This is a genomic window from Vibrio jasicida 090810c, assembly GCF_002887615.1.
GTDB lineage: Bacteria > Pseudomonadota > Gammaproteobacteria > Enterobacterales > Vibrionaceae > Vibrio > Vibrio jasicida.
Window position 1 is genome coordinate 464,356 of record NZ_CP025793.1, and the last position, 13,899, is coordinate 478,254.

At 45.7% G+C, this 13,899-nt stretch carries 11 protein-coding genes; 5 read left to right on the plus strand and 6 right to left on the minus strand.

Annotated elements, in window-relative coordinates; genetic code table 11:
• Window positions 1-23: 23 nt before the first annotated feature.
• A complete protein-coding gene (locus tag C1S73_RS19705; protein WP_038869007.1) occupies window positions 24-4,094 on the minus strand; it encodes a hypothetical protein in 4,071 nt (1,356 codons plus the stop codon).
• A gap of 152 nt (window positions 4,095-4,246) precedes the next feature.
• Window positions 4,247-4,969, minus strand: a complete 723-nt coding sequence (gene nfsA / locus C1S73_RS19710) for an oxygen-insensitive NADPH nitroreductase (protein ID WP_038869008.1) — start codon at window positions 4,967-4,969, stop codon at window positions 4,247-4,249.
• Between the two features lie 212 nt (window positions 4,970-5,181).
• Here nfsA and C1S73_RS19715 point away from each other — a divergent pair, with 212 nt between their 5' ends.
• Together C1S73_RS19715 and C1S73_RS19720 are read left to right on the plus strand one after the other, a co-directional pair.
• A complete protein-coding gene (locus C1S73_RS19715; protein ID WP_005437917.1) occupies window positions 5,182-5,823 on the plus strand; it encodes a MarC family protein in 642 nt (213 codons plus the stop codon).
• Between the two features lie 181 nt (window positions 5,824-6,004).
• Window positions 6,005-6,877, plus strand: a complete 873-nt coding sequence (locus tag C1S73_RS19720; protein ID WP_038869010.1) for a patatin-like phospholipase family protein — start codon at window positions 6,005-6,007, stop codon at window positions 6,875-6,877.
• A gap of 17 nt (window positions 6,878-6,894) precedes the next feature.
• Here C1S73_RS19720 and C1S73_RS19725 read toward each other — a convergent pair whose 3' ends face one another.
• From C1S73_RS19725 to C1S73_RS19735, 3 genes are all read right to left on the minus strand, one after another.
• Window positions 6,895-7,584 (minus strand): flavin reductase family protein, encoded by a 690-nt coding sequence (locus tag C1S73_RS19725; RefSeq protein ID WP_038869013.1) that lies wholly within the window; start codon window positions 7,582-7,584, stop codon window positions 6,895-6,897.
• A 41-nt stretch (window positions 7,585-7,625) separates the two neighbouring features.
• Window positions 7,626-8,126 carry a fasciclin domain-containing protein gene (locus C1S73_RS19730; protein ID WP_038869015.1) on the minus strand — a complete coding sequence of 167 codons (501 nt, stop codon included), beginning with the start codon at window positions 8,124-8,126 and terminating at the stop codon, window positions 7,626-7,628.
• Between the two features lie 80 nt (window positions 8,127-8,206).
• The gene (locus tag C1S73_RS19735) at window positions 8,207-9,688 is read right to left on the minus strand and encodes a cryptochrome/deoxyribodipyrimidine photo-lyase family protein (RefSeq protein WP_038869016.1); all 1,482 of its coding nucleotides are present in this window, start codon (window positions 9,686-9,688) and stop codon (window positions 8,207-8,209) included.
• Between the two features lie 109 nt (window positions 9,689-9,797).
• On the opposite strand from C1S73_RS19735, the gene C1S73_RS19740 reads away from it, so the two are divergent.
• The 3 genes from C1S73_RS19740 (at window position 9,798) to C1S73_RS19750 (ending at window position 12,748) form a co-directional block, all read left to right on the plus strand.
• On the plus strand, window positions 9,798-10,103 hold the full coding sequence (locus tag C1S73_RS19740; protein ID WP_038869018.1) for a DUF6482 family protein: 306 nt from the start codon (window positions 9,798-9,800) through the stop codon (window positions 10,101-10,103).
• Between the two features lie 78 nt (window positions 10,104-10,181).
• Entirely contained in the window at window positions 10,182-11,570 is a 1,389-nt protein-coding gene (locus C1S73_RS19745) for a DUF1800 domain-containing protein (RefSeq protein WP_038869020.1), read from the plus strand.
• 8 nt (window positions 11,571-11,578) lie between these two features.
• Window positions 11,579-12,748 carry a DUF1501 domain-containing protein gene (locus C1S73_RS19750; RefSeq protein ID WP_038869021.1) on the plus strand — a complete coding sequence of 390 codons (1,170 nt, stop codon included), beginning with the start codon at window positions 11,579-11,581 and terminating at the stop codon, window positions 12,746-12,748.
• A 78-nt stretch (window positions 12,749-12,826) separates the two neighbouring features.
• On the opposite strand, the gene trhO is transcribed toward C1S73_RS19750, so the two are convergent.
• On the minus strand, window positions 12,827-13,807 hold the full coding sequence (trhO, locus tag C1S73_RS19755) for an oxygen-dependent tRNA uridine(34) hydroxylase TrhO (protein WP_038869023.1): 981 nt from the start codon (window positions 13,805-13,807) through the stop codon (window positions 12,827-12,829).
• Window positions 13,808-13,899 lie beyond the last annotated feature (92 nt).

Consider the following 13,899-nt stretch of genomic DNA (forward strand, 5'->3'; position numbering starts at 1 on the left):
CGATGCGCGTGGGGCTTGCTTTTTTAATGAGGCATAAACTCGCCACCATCTTTCATTATTTTTTTCGCAATACGGTTCATGACACGGATGAAGAAGCGCCGAGCCAAACCATATTTAACGTTCGTTACCGAGATACGACATAAGTTGTCTTTCTCATCAAAACCATAAAACACCTTCGCTCCACACTTATCGAGATAAATTGCAGCAACATTGTTTGCTTTTGTTTCATCTGGTTGAATGAGAGCTACGGGGGAGCTCTGTTTGACCGCATTTTTCCATAGCGATTTTTTTGATTGAGTCTCGGTTATGGTGCTTGTACTACCAACGAGAAGCACTCGGTTTTTCACGCGTTGTTCCATAAAAGCATAAGTTGGGTTTGAAGCATAGAACCACTGTGTCGGTTCGGCAGGAGTGACGTGTATTTCAGCGAGTTCCAATTGGTTGTCTTTTGTATGACAGTGAACGGGCATCGGCTTTTCTGGCAACTTACAACCAAAGATCATTCCGTACGGCTTCGTTTTCGCATCCACAAAATCGAGGAGCCCCTGATTAAGGCTGATCGAACCAATATGAGAGCTTTCAAATGGTGCTTTTTGTTGAGCTTCTTCCAGTAGCGCCATTTGCCTAGGGCTATCATCGACGACATGGAACACTTTGTCCGCAAGCAAGTCGCCATTTGGATGATAAATTCGATATCGATAGACGCCGGTAGAGTTAGAACTTTTTTCGCCTAGGTTCCAAGTCAAACAGTTGGAGTGATTCAGCTGAATCGAAGACTCATATTCATGTGAGTAACCTCCAATTGAAGCTCTGTATGGGTGATCGATGCGAACTGTTAGGGCGACTTCAGGTTCATAACCGTCCTTGTCGTCATCATCTTCTGGGAAATAGCCGATACGAAGTCCAAAACAACGTTGATCTTCCGCACGAACTAGGGTGGTTTGTTTTATTAATTCGCTTGGGTCATCATCTTCTGGAATATGGTAAATGCCCCAATCGAGCAACTCAAAAGGAGAAAGCGCAGCATGACGATATTTTCCAGCTTGTATATCTGCTACAAGCTGCTGGACTTTCAACGATGCGTGCTGCGCATATTCACTGATGAGTGTTGTGAACTCTGGGAGGTTAGCGACCAACTCAATAAACTTAAGTAGTTGGCTTATCTCCAATTGATCTGTATAGCGCTTTAGTTCGGTTTGTTTGGCAAACCAAGGCATCGCATCGACCCAATGCTGCTTAATTGTATACTTGAGTAAGACGATCAGTTGCGCATCGCGTTCATACAGTTGTTGACATAATTCAGTTAGAGAAAGCACTCGCTCATTCTCAAGCTGCTTCAACCCTAGACTAGGATTAAGAGCAAATAATCGCAAGAGGTTATCTTGGATGTGCGGTGAGGCTTTCCAATACAGTTCATCAATACTAGGAATTCCGTAACAGGTATCAAAATCACTGATGAAGCTAGTTGTTAGTGTATCCAGTAACGTTTGTAATTGCTCTGAGTTGAGCAATGTCGTTTGGGCGATCTGAGCAGTGATCCACTCTACTGTTTCGGATTGCTCTGTGGTGATGGTGTAACCATTAGGGTTACGACGTCCCATTTGTTCACTTACGGTGTAGCGAATAGAGTCTAAGAGCGCTTCATCATAGTAACTGGTTTTGAGATTTGGTCTTCGTTGCTCCAGCAGCTCGAAGAAGCGCAGCTCAGCATCCGGACGGAGTTGTTTTAGTGCTGATCGAACGCATTGTTTGCTTTGTTCTGTTTGTTGCTGCGCTTCGAACTGATCGAAATACATGTCCATCAAACTGATTTCATCATCGTCCCTACGATCGATTTGAGACAATAGTAATTCCAAGCGCCCAGTCAGCTTATCGATCTCTGAATGGTATTTTAAGTCATCGACAAATGAGTGTGATTGATCGCTTAACTTTCCATAACGATCGCAATAAAAATAAGATAGCATGCGAGTGACTTTCGCCGGAGCTGATGTCAACCAGAGCAAAAGTAAGCGATGGCAATAGATTTGCTCAGGAGTATTTTGTAGTGAGCCCCAAACATGAGCGGCGACTAATAGCTTCTGGGCTTTGTCGTCAAAGTCACGCAGAAACTCATAGTAAGGCTGATTTTTGTTGATTTGTCTGCTGTCACTGAGCTGTTCGATATTTCCTTTAAAAGATTTTAGCGTGACATCGAAATCATCGCTTTCATTGCTTAGAAATGCATCGACGATCTTCCAATCTTGTTTTGCTTGGGACTCCTCTTCCTCTGTGAGAGGAACGTATCGCCAACGTTTCTCGGCAGTCTCAATACAATGGAATCGACTGTTTTCACTCAAGGTGAGAAGAAGCTCTGACTTTAGGCTTGAGGCAAGTTTGTCCTCAAATGCTTCTGTTGCCCTGTCGTTGATACCGTGCTTATTATCGTAGTAAAGCATGCCAGCACAGAAGGCCAGTTGACTGGCTAAGCTAAACTCGTCATCAAACGCGTCAGCCAATTGTTCGAGAAGATCAGTTGCCTCTTCTCGATGTTTGTTCAATAACTCATGGGCAAGCTGGGTCTCTTTCTGGCGAATATTGTCTCGGTATGCACCACATTCTTTGACATAGTTTAGAAATTGCGCCTTCCAATCACCGTTATAACGTTGGGTGAAATCCTCTTCACTTATGAGCTCAAAGTCGTGGACAAGCCCATGAGCCACATCGGCATGAAAGGACGCTTTGTTGTTCCAACAATGTAATACGTCAAACAAGCGCAAGATTTTTTGATTGTTTTCCGCTATCGCTGCGTCATCCAAGTCTTCATTGTGCCAATCGTATAGGATGTCACCGGCAATGGTCATCATCTCTTCGTGATAAGAGTCATAGCGGCCGAGGTAATATTCGAATTTCTCGGAGATATCGAAGTTACCTTTTCTCGCCGCGATTTGAATGTTACACGGTTCAATCACATCTAGGACTTGTGCATCTTCCCCACTCTCGATGTAATGCCAAATTGTTTTCCCTTCATTAAAACCTTCGGTAATGAATGACTTCCATTGCGCAATACCAGTGCCTCGATAATAGTAGTGATCACGGTAGTAGTCGTCTTCATTTTCGATGACTTTGGGTGGAACAATTGGACGACCCAGATATGCTTCGATCTCACTGGTAAGTGCCATCGCTGCTTGTTCTGCTGATGAGTCAATAAAGTTGCTCATTATCACCGCGTGGTAATCTACTTCATGATCATCGATATCAATGCCATGAATGGGCGACATGATGGAATAGATGAATCGGTCTACTGGGCGTTCAACATAGTAGCGAGAGTCATCTGTATATTGTAGGTAGTCTTGATCAGCGAAGCGTTGCTTCATCAAAGATCGAAATACTTCGAACTCGTGAGGCTTTTCGCGGAAGATTTTAAGCAATCCAGTGACTTGGCTACGAGTCGTTAGGTCGCTTGCACTTTCATGTTTAGAATCATCAAACATGTATCCTCGAGCAGCACTGTTATCACAGTAGCAAAATGCTTTCAGTGTATCGTGGGTATAACCCAAATGGTTTGTCAGAACTCCTAGTGCAAACTCACCGTGGGGAGCGTGCTCACTGTCCCAATATGGGATGGTGTAACCGCCAAGATAAAAAGCCAAGCGAGGAAACGTGAGCCCTACAATCAAAAGTGGTAACAACCCAAATACTTGCTCTTCAGATACCCACATCTCACTAGAGTCATTAAATTGTCTAGCGAGGTGGCAAATCAATTTAGCCGTTTCCTCTAATTCAGACTCTAGTGCTTGATGTTGACATGCTCGAAGAAAAAACGCGCCTTCACTGGTTAAATAGGTGCTGTTTAACAACTGAGTTGGTTGAATATCGCTTTTGTACGAGTAGCCAACGTAAGCAAACACTTCTTGAGCAATTTTATTTTCAACCAATGAACCAATTTGATCGTCACTCCCGCTATTTACTTGGAAGCGAACATGACAATGATAGTTATCAAAGGCATTTTCTTGCAGGAGGGCTTCTCGATAGTGTCTTACGGCTTGGCGTAAAGATTCAATAGATTGAGGGTCGTATTCCACGACCAGAGATTTGGTATCTAAAGCAACTGACATAATACTTGCACTACAACTAATTACATATTTAGTTGAGGATAAAGACGCGTGTGGCCGATGTCACTGAAAAGATTGAGCTATTTATAAAGGTGTGACGCTAAGCCACACCTTAAGTTGGAGTCAAAATCACCTGGTACGGAAATATGGGGTGTTTAACGCTTTGCTAATCCCTTATCGTTCAAATATGGCAGTATATGAGGGCGAGATTCTCCAGACAGCTTTCCGGCTGTTTCTTGTGACCATGCACTCTGCTTTTGATTGCTTGTGCGGCTCGCGTAGTACTCTTGCATGGTTTGATCGTAAGCTTGTACATCGTCTACGTTCAGCGTTTGGTATTGGTTTTCGTGGACAATAACGTTAACGGGCAAGCGTGGTTTTACTTCTGGGTTTTGATCAGGGTGGCCCAAACACATACCAAACAGGATAGCGGCGTTGTTAGGTAAACCGAGTAGCTCATCGACTTGCGCAGCACTATTTCTTAAGCCACCAATGTATACGCCACCTAACCCCATAGACTCCGCAGCTAACAAACAGTTTTGCGCCATGATGCCGGAATCCACAGCACCAATTAGGGTCAGCTCAGTAAAGTCGGCTTGAACGTCTGGGTTGATGGTTGTGTGACGCTGGTAATCAATGCAAAACACCAAAAATTCTGCAGCACTTTCAACGTAAGCCTGATTGCCAGCGTATTGTGCTAGCAGTTTGCGCTTTTCTGCGTCTGTCACTCTAATGATAGAGACCACTTGCAGCATGCTAGAAGAAGAGGCGGCTAATCCGGATTGGAGAATCGTTTGTAGTTGTTCACTTGCAATAGGCTCAGAGGTGAACTTACGAATAGAGCGATGACCGAGAATGGTTTCAATCGTACTGTTCATGATCAATCAACTTCCTTAGTTTGTTCTTAGTATTGGCTGAATCTTCACCATAACGCTATTTATATTGAGCGTAAACCAGGATGCGCTTCAAACTGTGGCGACGAGCAAAAGGTGAGGCGCTTGGAAAGTGCAGCGAACATAAAGTGACGTTATTTATAAAGTTGGGTATATAATGATTTTTAATAATCAATAACTTACCAAATGTAGAAAACATGAAAGAACTGATACTTCATACTGTCACTGTATTCATGGGCTTTTTTGCCATCATGAACCCGATCGCTAACATCCCTATCTTCTTAAGCCTGACCGCGGACGAAGACAAGCAAACCGTGCGCTCAATTGCGTTTCGCTCTGTGTTTATCGCCTTTGTTATCGTTGCAGTGTTCGCTATTGCTGGCAAAGTCATCTTCGACCTATTTGGTATTACCCTTTACGCACTGCGCATTACTGGCGGTATCTTAGTATTCCTTATTGGCTTCCACATGTTGCAAGGGGAATCGACACATAAGAAGACCAAGGAAAAGGCTTATTCACCGGAGCAAGAACAAGCCGCGTTGAGCATTGCCGTTTCACCATTAGCAATGCCGATACTGGCGGGGCCAGGAACACTTGCGACGGCGATGAACTTTGCAACAACGGGTGGAATCACCGAAACCATCATTACCATTGCTTCATTCGCAGTCCTTTGTGTGATGACTTATGTCCTGTTTTTGTTTGGTGACAAGTTAGTGAAAGCCGTTGGTCCAAGCGCCCTGAATGTGATCACCAAAATGATGGGATTGATCCTTGCTGTGATTGGCACACAGATGTTTATTGAAGGTGCTGCCGAAGCCTATAAAACCGTCTTTGCGTAATCTCTGATTGAACGACTGCAAATCCACATCAACGCTTTGGTTGATGTGGATTTTTTGATCCTAAGTTTCCACTTAAAGTGCAAGAAACACATAGACTTCGCCTATCTCAATAATAAGAATAACCGATTGTTGCTGTAGCACGAATTTCAGTAATCTTTTTAACGTCTTTATTGGGGGAAACATGGCAACAAAAGCAATCGTAGTCGAAGGTGGTGCAATGCGTGGCGTCTTTGCCAGCGGCGTATTAGATGCATTCTTAGAACAAGACTACAAACCATTTGATTTTGCGATTGGCGTATCAGCCGGGGCTTCAAACTTGATCGGCTATCTCACTGATTATCCGCACCGTAGTATTAACGTCATCACCAAGTTGGCGACGAGCAAACGCTTTTTCGATCCTACCCGCTTTTTGAAAGGTGGGGATTTGATCGACGTGAAATGGTTGTTTGAAGAGTCAAATCGTTTGTACCCAGTCGATGAAGCAAAACTGTTTGAAGGTATTCCTTTCTTAGCGGCAACGACAAACGTAAATACAGGTAAAGCGGATTACTACCGAGTGAATCGTCATAACTTCCACAACGCGATGGAAGCAACAACTGCTCTACCTATTGCTTACAAACATACCCCGTGCTTCTCCGGTGGTTGTTATACCGATGGTGGTGTGGCGGATTCCATTCCTGTACGAGAAGCCTATCGTCGCGGTGCTCGTGATATCACGGTTGTTCTTTCACATCCTTTGGCTTATGAGAAAAAGCCAGTGAAGACGCCTTGGTTAATGAAGAAGCTGTTCGCTGAACATCCACAAATGGCAGAGGCTATGCTTCATCGCTCAGAGAACTACAATGAGTCGCTTGAGTTCATTCGCAATCCTCCCGAAGGAACGCGTGTTCGCGTAGTTGCTCCGCCAGATGAATTCAACGTTCAGCGATTGTCTATGCGTCAATCTGTCTTGCTCGAAGGCTATGAAATGGGGTTGGAAGCAGGACGCGCCCACCTTACCAACCGGGCTGGTGAACACGGCTTGGACAGAGAAAACTGCCATTTTTGTATTTAGTTCTTGAGTATGAGGAGTTAGTCCAAATCGACTTCAAGCGCTCCCCAAGACGAAGGTTCTCCCTCTCTTGTTAAGGGGAACAGACGAGAGTCAGGTTTGGCATAACTTAACCGATGCAGTCGCTGTGTCACGTGGTAGCTGTCTAGCCCAGAAATGGTCACCAAGTCGAGCAGTTCCAAATCAAGGTAACCGTCTGGCATGATCGCTCTTTCCGGTGCGTGCACCATTAACACTTCACCAATCAACATTTCAGTTTGATTGCTTTCAATCTTGATGTGTTCTTTCAAAGCTAGGCCCATCTTGAGGTTACTTTCAAGGACAAAAGGCGCAGGAAACGCATCATCATAATAAGGTGTCAGGCCTACTGCTTCGAACTCTGAGATATGCTTTGGGTAGCGCGCGGAGGTTTGATGGGCTTTTTGCACAAAGTCTACGCCGATAGCGTTGATGGTGAAATGCTTGGTATCGAGGATGTTTTCTAGCGTGTGACGGCGACTTTTACGTGGACGAACGATAAAGCCGAATAGAGGTGGATGCGAACCCAAATGAACCACCGAGCTCACCACGGCAAGGTTCTCTTGCCCCTGTCTATCTCTTGTGCCGATGAGGTTAGCGCTTTTGTATCCCGCTAGAGAGTTTATCAATCGGGTGCGTTGGCGTTGCTCCATCGCTTGAATGTCGTGCTTCGAAAGTTTGATGTTTTCCATATCCTTGAAAGGGGCGGGTGAACCCGCCCTCCTTGTTGATTTTATTTCGGCATGATGACTTCATCAATTACATGAATCACGCCATTCTTTGCTTTGACGTCGGTAGCAATCACGGTAGCGTTATTGATCATCACTTTATCGCCCATAGTTTTGATCATCACGTCTTGCCCTTGGACTGTCGTCGCTTTATCCATTTTCACTACGTCTGCGGCCATCACTTTGCCCGGAACCACATGGTAAGTAAGAATCGCGACCAGCTTGTCTTTGTTATCTGGCATCAGCAACATATCAATCGTGCCATCTGGAAGCTTAGCAAATGCTTCGTCAGTCGGTGCAAACACCGTAAATGGGCCTTCTCCTTTAAGCGTGTCTACTAAGCCTGCGGCTTTGACTGCTGCCACCAAGGTGTTGAAGGAGCCATTTGCAACGGCGACATCAACAATATCTTCTTTCATCATTCCGTGTTCATGGGCTTGCGCTGGCATTAAAAATGAAAAAGTGGCAAACATAACCGTGGTTGTAACCAAAATACGTTTTAACATTGTGCATTCCTTTCGTTGTTTGGGTACCGCTCTCTCCCTGATAAAAGCCTTTGTTTGTACGCGCGCTTCTTTCTGGGCGATCAACTTGTTTTCTTTTTGCTCGAAGGCCGAACGTGCTGCGCCAGAATTCTCGCTCCTTCTATTTTCACTTCTGTGCGTTTGCGCCATGCCCACAATCGCTCTCTTGCTGCTTTTGCGCTTGCCTCTACATTTACGACGGGCGCGAGATATCGGGAATCGGGATCCAGTTGGTACATGACGGTTTCCATTGCGGTCATTTTCCATGGCTCAAACAACAAGGGAGTAGGAACCATTGCAAGTTCTGGAATCCATTTATGAATGAACTCACCGTTAGCATCGTGCTCTTGTGCTTGTTTCGTCGGATTGTAGATGCGAATCGTATTGGTGCCGGTCACTCCTGCTTGCATTTGAAATTGTGGGTAATGGATACCCGGTTCAAAGTCGAGGAACAACTGAGCTAAGTGAGTGACGCCATCGCGCCAATCCATGTTCATATGATGCGTTAAAAAGCTCACTAACATCGCACGCATGCGAAAGTTGATGTACCCGGTGTGATGAAGACAACGCATGCAAGCATCGATGAGTGGTATCCCGGTTGTGCCTGACTTCCAAGCGTCCAAGAGTGCCTCATCTCTGACGCTTGCTTGCTGTAATAAACGTTCATAAGCCCTATTGACACAACGAAACTCCATTTCGCATTCGGATTCAAACTTCTGCATAAAGTGACAATGCCAATGCAATCTCGAAGACAACGCAATTAAGCTGCGACGAAACCCAGCCACTTGCCAATGTTGCAGCAGGTATTGGTACACTTCTCGAAGCGATATATTGCCCCATGCAAGATAGGGAGAGAGGCGAGTGCATGCAGTTCGAGATGCCGTCGGGCTGGAAATACTTCGATAATAATCGTGTCCCCGACGTTGAAAAAAGTCTTCCATGGTTTGCCAAGCGAGCGAACTTCCGCCCGTTTGCATGCCTTTTATTTTTTCTAACCAAGAAGGAGGGGGCGTAAACGAGCAACCAAGTGCGTCAACATCGAGGGTAATAAGAGAAGCACTTTCAAGGTCGATATCTTCAACCTCGGCTCGCATAACCGTATCCCAATGCTTATCCCAGCCGAGTCGGTCTTTTGCTCCTCGAATGACGGCGCCATGTTCTAATTCGCGCCACGGAATCCCTTGTGATTGAAGCCACTCTGATACTTGTTTATCTCGTTCAAACGTACAACTCAGTCCGATTTCTTGATGGGAGAAAATAGCGTTGATGTTGAACTGGTTCTGAATCGCGCTGAGGCAATCTATTGCGCTACCTGACATTACGGACACTTGATGGCCACGAGGCGAGATTGTTTCGTTCATATCTTGGAGTGATTGCCAGATAAAACGCCAGTGACGAGCAGAGTAATGTGGGTCATCCAGTAACATGGGTTCGACAATATAAAGCAGCACAGTTGGATGCTCTGAAGATAGAGCGTGTTGCAAAGGCGTATGATCGGTCAGGCGTAAATCGCGTTTTAGCCACACTAAGTTGATTGTTTGCATTGTGCCCCTCACTGTTTTTCCGATTTCTACGCATTAGGGAGGCAAATTTCTCACTCGGTGATCGATTTTATTACGGTTGACGTAAAGGCACGGAGCAAGGAGGTGCTCTATGTCTATGCCGCTCAGTAAATTGGAAAAATTCTTCTACATCGACAAGCTCGTTATCCACTCTCTCGATCTCGCTCTGTATCAAGTATCTGTCTTAGTCGATGGAGAGGAACACTTTGTTACCGATGATCAAGGCAAGTTTTTGAGAGCGCATTCGATACTGGAGTTGCAAAAGCAATGTCGTCACTTGAAAGCGAAACAGCAGGTACTTCGCCAACAAAGTGCCTATGACGAAATGGTTGGGCAGACATCCAAAGATGGTACCAATGAATTAGAGGTTCCTCTGCGTGATAACCAGCTTTACTGACTGAGAAATAACCAAAAATTGAACTCGACGCCATGTGATGCTTGCTAGACTGACATAAAGCATCACACGGAAACGGCTATGCAGTATTACCCAACTCAAGACATTATCTCTGAGCAGCGGTTCGGCTTTGGGCCCCTTTATCAACACAGTTCGCCAAGTTTAGAAAAGCAACTAAGCAGCAATACCTATTGGCATGAGGCAATAACCAAGTTGCCGAGTACAAACGAAGTGTTGTTGAAACTGAGAAAGCTCAATAACACCAAACGAGAGCTCAAACAATCCCCAACCAAAAAGCGCGAAGTGCAAAAGCAAATCGGTGCGTTCTTTCGTGAGCAATATTTGCGGCAAGTCGAGGCTCGCAACCAACAGACTTTGCACACTCCGTATGGATTTCAGGAACGCTTGATTCAATTTTGGAGCAACCATTTTGCTATATCTGCAGACACCCGAAAGGTGCGTCCGATAGTGGCTAGCGTTGAAAATGAAGTGATTCGAGAACACTGGAATGGCAACTTTGTCGAGATGCTCTTAGCGGTGAGTCAGCACCCAACCATGCTGATGTTTCTGGATAACAACTTGTCAGTAGGGCCGAACTCCAAACAAGGACTGAAACAGGGTAAAGGGCTCAATGAAAACCTCGCGCGAGAAATCATGGAGCTGCATACGCTTGGTGTCGATAGCCAATATACACAACAAGACGTAATTGAGCTGGCAAAAGCCATTACTGGCTGGAGCGTTGGATTCAAAGCGCCAAAAGTTGGTTTCCAATTTAATGCAAGAACCCATGAGCCAGGCTCGATAACTCTGCTTGGCAAGCGCTATTTTCAACAAGGTATTGAACAAGGACGAGCGTGTTTGAGAGATCTTGCGCTTCATCCTGATACTGCAAAACATATTGCACGTAAGTTGGTGCAGCATTTCCTAGGACCTTCCGGTGAAGCCTTGGTTGAACCGCTCAGCCAAGCTTACCTAAAAGGCAAAGGGGATTTGCTCCCGGTTTATCGATTGTTGATTCAAAGCGCTTTGAGCCAATCGGCAGAAGCGATGCGCTTTCGCACTTCTCAAGAGTGGTTATTCGCGGTTTTGCGCAGTGCTGATGTCCGTTTTCCTGAATCGAATGATATGCAAATGAGCAAGTCTGGGAATAAATTACTCGGTGCGCAAAGAAGCTTAGGGCAGTCTCCTTTTATGGCGGGTTCTCCTGCTGGTTGGCCAGACAAAGACGTGGATTACAACAGTCCATCGGCGCTAACTCAGCGGTGGCAGTTAGCGAATCGAATCGCTCGACTGGCGGTGAAAAGTGCCAAGTCCCAAGGTGTGAAACCACAAGCTTTTGTTGAGCAAATTAGCCAACAGCTTTACGGCAATGCGTTAGACGAACACACAAGGTTGGTGATGAACAAAGCCCCATCGGCAGAGATGAAGCTTTCTCTACTTTGGCTTAGTCCGCAATTTCAGTATCGATGAGGTGAGTGATGACAATAGATAAACAAACGAACTTAACATCGACTCGTCGACAATTTTTAAAATCCGCTTTAGCCGTGGGCGCAACAAGCTTGTTGCCTAATGCAGTCTTTGCTCAATCAAGCTCTCCAAATATCTTTGTTTGGATTACGTTGCGGGGTGCGATGGATGGATTAAACGTTGTGGTTCCTTATGCTGATAAGCAGTATTTAGCTCTCCGTCCGACGATTGGTTTAGCAACAGAAAAACTGAATAAACTCGACGATTTTTATGGTTTGCATCCGGCGATGAAAACCAGCTTCGAGTGGTATCAAAATAAGCAGATGGCGATGATTCATGCTTGTGCCACCGCGTATCGTGAGCGCTCTCATTTTGATGGGCAAAAGGTGTTAGAAAACGGTACAGACAATCCGTTACATCGTGATGGATGGTTAAACCGATTGCTGCAACTGGATGCCAAGTCGAAAGGTTTGGCGATCGATTCAGGGTTACCTTTGATTGTTCAAGGAGAGAAGGCGGTCAGCAGTTGGTATCCAAACAATCTGCAAGCGCGAGACAGCCAAGTGGAGCTGCTAGAGGCTTTGTTTCAAAGTGATGAGAAGCTTGCGAGTAATTTTGAAGAAGCGCTGAAGATTGAAATGATGTCGAATCGTAATCGTCCCGGTAAGCAGTTTCCAGTCTTGGCGTCTCAAGCGGGAACTTTTCTCTCTACTGAAGGTGGCCCTAACATCGCGGTATTGGAACTGGGAGGGTGGGATACTCATGCTGGCCAAGGCGCAGAAACAGGAAGGCTCGCCAATCAATTGCGTAAATTGGATAACGGTCTTGCCAACCTAAAGAAAGCGTTAGGGGATAACTGGTCGAAAACTGTCGTGATGGCGGCAAGTGAATTTGGACGCACCGCAGCGGAAAACGGAACCAAAGGCACCGATCATGGAACAGCAAACGCCATGTTTATTGCTGGTGGAGCCATCGAAGGTGGCAAGGTATTGGGAGAATTTCCAGGGCTTGCCCAAACTGAGCTTTATGAAGGGAGAGACTTAGCCCCTGCTAATGATATGAGGGCGGTGATCAAAGCCGTTCTACAGCAACACATGAGCATAGAATCGAGTGCGCTAGAAAGCGTGTTTCCCGACAGCGGCTCAGATAAAGCTTACGCAGGCCTTATCCGATCATCTTAGTTTTTACCTTCCAACGATAACAAAAACGCCCCGTCTCCAAGCCAGAAGCGGGGCGTTTGTGATTAATGTGTTTGAATCTTACGCTTGCTTACGCTGTGCGTCCTTCTTTGCCAACTTTTCTGCGCGTCGCTGCTCACGTTGTTTGGCACTTTCACCACCGACGTGTTGTTCGCCACGAACCGCTGCTAACGACACTTGCTTTTCACGCTCGCGGAAGCGCTCTACTTGCTCTTCACTGTGTTTACCAAAACATTTCGGGCAGCTTACGCCTTGCTCAAATTGCTCTGATTGTTTGTCTTCTTCCGTGATTGGCAGTCGGCAAGCATTACACAAGTCGTAACCTGCTTTTTCCAGCTGGTGGTTCACCGCAACGCGACCGTCGAATACGTAACAATCGCCTTCCCACAAGCTTTCTTCTTCTGGTACTTCTTCAAGGTATTTCAGAATACCGCCTTCTAGGTGGTACACCTCATCAAAGCCCTGCTCTTTCATGTAAGCAGTCGACTTTTCACAGCGAATACCACCAGTACAGAACATCGCGACTTTTTTGTGTTTCTCTGGATCCATGTTTTGTTTTACATAGTCAGGAAATTCGCGGAACGTGTCAGTATTTGGGCTAACTGCACCTTTAAATGTTCCGATTTCGATTTCATATTCGTTACGAGTATCAACCACAAAAACTTCTGGATCAGCAATCAGATCGTTCCAATCTTGCGGCTTCACGTAGGTGCCAACGACATGGCGAGGATCGATGCCTTCAACGCCCAATGTCACGATCTCTTTCTTGAGTTTTACCTTGGTGCGGTTAAACGGCTGTGTATCTGAGTACGACTCTTTGTAAATAATACCAGTAAGGCGAGGCTCGGCATTTAGCCATGCAAGCAGTGTATCAATACCTTCGCGTTTCGCTGCAACCGTACCGTTAATACCTTCACTCGCCAGTAGCAACGTTCCATGTACACCGTGGGCTTCCATTAGGGCAAGCAATGGCTCGCGTAACTCTTGGTAGTTTTCCAGTTCCACAAACTTATACAGGGCGCAGACAACATACTGACTCATGATTATTCCTTACTTTAAAAGGTCGATGGTTCGACGACTCGATACCTAACAATTTTAGCGGCTCGGAGTATACCTGAGTAATTTAGTCGGAA